The 4,046-nt window shown below is 31.9% G+C and carries 3 protein-coding genes and 1 pseudogene; 2 read left to right on the top strand and 2 right to left on the bottom strand.

The genetic code is table 11. The annotated features are described in order from the left end of the window. Positions 1 to 209 (top strand): annotated as a pseudogene (locus F777_RS18055) (IS110 family transposase); the annotation flags it as partial. A 48-nt stretch (positions 210 to 257) separates the two neighbouring features. Here the strand turns inward: F777_RS18055 and F777_RS16990 are convergent. Both F777_RS16990 and F777_RS0114960 read right to left on the bottom strand, forming a co-directional pair. Next, positions 258 to 2,033 (bottom strand): AIPR family protein, encoded by a 1,776-nt coding sequence (locus tag F777_RS16990; protein ID WP_051408645.1) that lies wholly within the window; start codon positions 2,031 to 2,033, stop codon positions 258 to 260. 207 nt (positions 2,034 to 2,240) lie between these two features. Next, positions 2,241 to 3,107, bottom strand: a complete 867-nt coding sequence (locus F777_RS0114960; RefSeq protein ID WP_152530934.1) for a hypothetical protein — start codon at positions 3,105 to 3,107, stop codon at positions 2,241 to 2,243. Positions 3,108 to 3,823: 716 nt separating this feature from the next. Between F777_RS0114960 and F777_RS16995 the strand changes: the two genes are divergently transcribed. Further along, positions 3,824 to 4,046: transposase (locus tag F777_RS16995; protein WP_037369596.1), on the top strand; the 223-nt coding region annotated here is incomplete at its 3' end.

A 4,046-nucleotide genomic window follows, 5' to 3' on the forward strand; every position in this document is an offset into this window, starting at 1 on the left:
AACCAATTCGAGATGTTTTATATATGTGTGCCATGAATGCCAAACAAACAAATGAGGCTTGTAAACAACTTTTTGACAGACTTAAAGCTAATGGAAAAACTGGGAAACAAGCACTAATCGCCGTTATGAACAAACTATTAAAACAAGTATTTGCTGTAGTTAAAAACAATTCACTTTACCAACCTAACTACTGTTCAACTTTACATTAAAAAGGTAATTTTTTATTTGTTTTTATGCACAGTTCATGTTATAGGCAGCTAAAATAGGTCTTTTAATTTTAAGCTATCGGCAGATTTGAAGTACTTTGTATATGTAAATCTCTCATCTTTCATTTTTGTTATGTTAATTGTCTTTTTCACCTTGTCAGTTATGTCATTGTATATTGATTCTATCTCTTCCAGTTTATCATTCTTAAATTTTGTATGAATAATTCCATTTAGGCTTTTACTATCATATTTTTTCAAAAGAACAATATTGAAGAAAGTAAGATAGTGAAAGCTAGCATGAAGTATGAACTCAAGTTGCAAGGTCAGTTGGTCACTTGAATTATATGAGCCATCAGAATTGGGTTCTATATTCTTTATTTTCCGATTTACTTCTGCTTTCCTTTTTTCAATATACACGTAAAGTAAGTACGATGATAGCATGTCATCGTATTTAGTCTTATTATTAAATACTTTTTCGTATAAGCCTTCTTTATTTATAGTTTCAGATATAAACAGAAGTTTGATTTTTCCTTTTGCAGACAAAGGATCCTGTAATGAATATGCTAAATAAGTTTGACCAATGTCTTCATTGGGTATAATAGAAGTACCTTTATGTTTAGTTCTAAATTCTCCTCTTCGCCTTTCATACCAAATTCCTGTATTATCGAGAAAGTCATTTTGCAATTGAATTTGGATTTCATCATTTGCATGAAAATCTCTCTCACTGACTGGATTTTGTGAATTAGTGTATCTAGTAACATTTAAATCGAAATCCTTTCCACCAGATTTTAATAATCGAAAAGAGATTACTGCATCTGAATCCATTTTTGCTCGATCACTTGGACTAGCATTTTTATATGAGTTGTAAATTGAAAATACAGTTTGAGCTCCGTTAATTATTTGTAGCCCTGTTACTGTTACCTTTTTGCTACCAGTTCTAATTTTGTTTATATGATCTGAAATAGCTGTTACACCATTATTAAAATACCAAAATTGAAATGGGTTATCTTTTATTGTTGAGGCAATGTTCTCATTAAAATTTGACTTAAAAAGTGGATTTCTTATATTGTTATAAAACAAAGCAAATCCATACTTACTAAAAAGTTCAAATATTAGTTTTGGTCTTACTAAAAGTATATATGAAATGTAAGGGCCTTCTATAAAAATATTGTTATCTTGAATGAATTCAATTTCAATATTTCCTTTGGGTATGTATGGTGTCTCAATCGGGTTGTGTGTTTTAGCCCCTTTATAGACCATCTCAACATAATCTCTTTTTAATCTATCTATATTTATAATTTCAAAAGGATAGTCTTCATTAAAAGCATTTATATTGTCTTGAGCATCATGTTTCCCTTTTGCTAATGTCAAAAAAATAAATTTTGTTTCGCCACTGGTACTGATATGCTCAAGTAATTCCTCATATTTTTTATTGAAATTTATATTTATGGTCGAAGTTGTTTTTTTTCCACGTGCAATGATTGTAAAATCACTCAAACAAGCCTTAATTTCTTTAGTTACTCCGCTTGCACCCTTAACATTAGATTCGCTATTCCATTTCGATTGAACAACATAAAAAACCTTTCGACCAAAATTGTCTTTATTCTCAAAAATAATATCGCATGAGGCATCATCTTGTCCATCCGTAATGTATGTTTCTATACTTGAAAGACCTGGTGAATATCTGTAAAGAAACCAAAGTAAAAAAGCGAATGATTTTCTGCCATCTTCATTTTTCTGTTTTTTTAAATATGGATTTTCCTTAAACTTTTTAATTAAAAGGTCAATTTGTCTATCAACTAGTTTATAAAATTCAATAGTGTCCATATGTTGTATTTAATTGCCTATAACGATAAAGCATTTTCGATGGCATGGCACTAGCGAACTGGCAGCCTGGTACAAATGCTAAATTTAAAAACTGATGCTCAAGTTAAGAACTAATGACCAACAGAGTAATGTCTGCCGAAACAATTGATTAGAAATGTTTTGAAGCCGATTGTTTCAATTCCCGGCCATCCTATTGCAAATGCAATGTTAGCAGCCGTTTTTCTTATCCAGATTTTGGAGGTCATTGAGAATTGATTTACCTGCATCAGAGTATAGAAATGACTCCTTGTCTTTCATAACCTCTTTTAAAATTTTCTCCTGTTGTTTGTCTGATGTCAAATTGTTAAAATCGAGTTGCTTGATTCGATTATAAAAAAAACTTATCATGGTTTGATCTTCAAAATTCTGTGGTGTCTTTAAGTTTCCAGTTGTTGGATTAATTCTTAGATCTGCAATTTTAGCTTCATCATTAGCACCTTTTAATACTCCCCAAAAAGCGAACTTTAAAAACTTCCCATAAACTGCAATAAACGTATTGGAGTCATTGCTCACAATTGTACCATCGAGCGCCCTCGTCATATAATAATCTACTCCTTTGATGTCCAGATTATGAGATACAACTCTGTCTGTAAGAAATAGATATATTCTGTCAAACTGAGGATATTTATAATCGCGTAAAAACAATTTCCAATCTGCTTGTGTCTCGCATAATAACTTGTAATACGGTTGTTTAGATATTTCCGGATCTGACAAGTTCAATAAAAGTATCCTCCATAAAAACGATAGTGAGAAATAGTACAAGTTGTCATTATAGACGAGTGTTTTTTGGTTTTGGTCTTGGTATGGCCTAAAAATGTTTTCTGCAAACCATTTTTCACTTGTACTAAACTTTTGCTCAGCTTTTTCAGATAACAGATACAACTTTATTCCATCTTGCATTCTTCTGTTTGGCTCCGTAAAACTTCTCATAAACTTCGAGCCTGTTGATCTGAAGTAGTCAATTATAAATTTTGGATAAATATGACTTTCTCTCAGGTCTTCTTCTAAATCATAAAGTTTGCAAGTTCCTGTCATAGAATGGCATCTAACGGTGAGGGCTTTGTGCAGGTAGGACGTTGAAAACCGTCTGCCAAAGGATCTGTTGGGCTTTAATAAAAAGATAAAAACAAATTTCTCTGTTCGGCTTTATTCCTCAAGCCCAAGACTAAAGTTGAATAGAATTAACAAAAGCTACATTGTTATTGTGTCAAGCCCTACTTGCACAAAACCCAATGTTGTATAAAGGTTTTATTTATGGAAAATTCAATCTCATTAAGGTCTGAGGATTACTCTCTGAAAATTACAGGGACTCCAGAAATTGTTGTTGACATAACACTTAGGTATAATTTATACGGTGTCGTTGTCAAAGAAAATAAGATAAAAAACCCCTGTATTGACAAAAGTTTTTTAGATTTTTATAACAGTTGTATTAGATGTTAACTTTTTTCTCCTTGTAAAAGATTGATAACAAGATAATGCAAATAGAAATCCAAAAAGAATTGTTACAGATAACAATAAGTTATTTTTAGTTGTGTCTGTATTCTGTGCAAAGAATATTAAAAATGCAAATGTCAAATTAGATAGTACTGATGCAATGAATACCCAAAGTTCATAGTCGGAAAATCCTGTTGCATGAATCATAGGAATTTCGATATTGGTAGGTACTCTAACAGTTACATTAAATAATGTATTGACCCCCTAAATAGCTGGACAAGATTGTAACAACAATTAAGTCACTAAATTTAGGAATCATGTCAAAGTCAAGAAGGAGTTTCTCGGCTTCGGAGAAACTGTCAATCATCAATGAAGCAGATCAAATAGGTGTAAGTGCAACCTTACGCAAACACAATCTTTCCCCAACGGTATTTAGGCGGTGGAAGGAGAATTTTAATGAAGGAGGTGTAGCCAATCTTCAATCGTATGTAAAGGTTCGTAATCCAGAACTAGAAGCCCTGGAAGAACAAGTTCGTTTGC

The organism is Sediminibacterium sp. C3 (assembly GCF_000508085.1).
Taxonomy (GTDB): Bacteria; Bacteroidota; Bacteroidia; order Chitinophagales; family Chitinophagaceae; genus Sediminibacterium.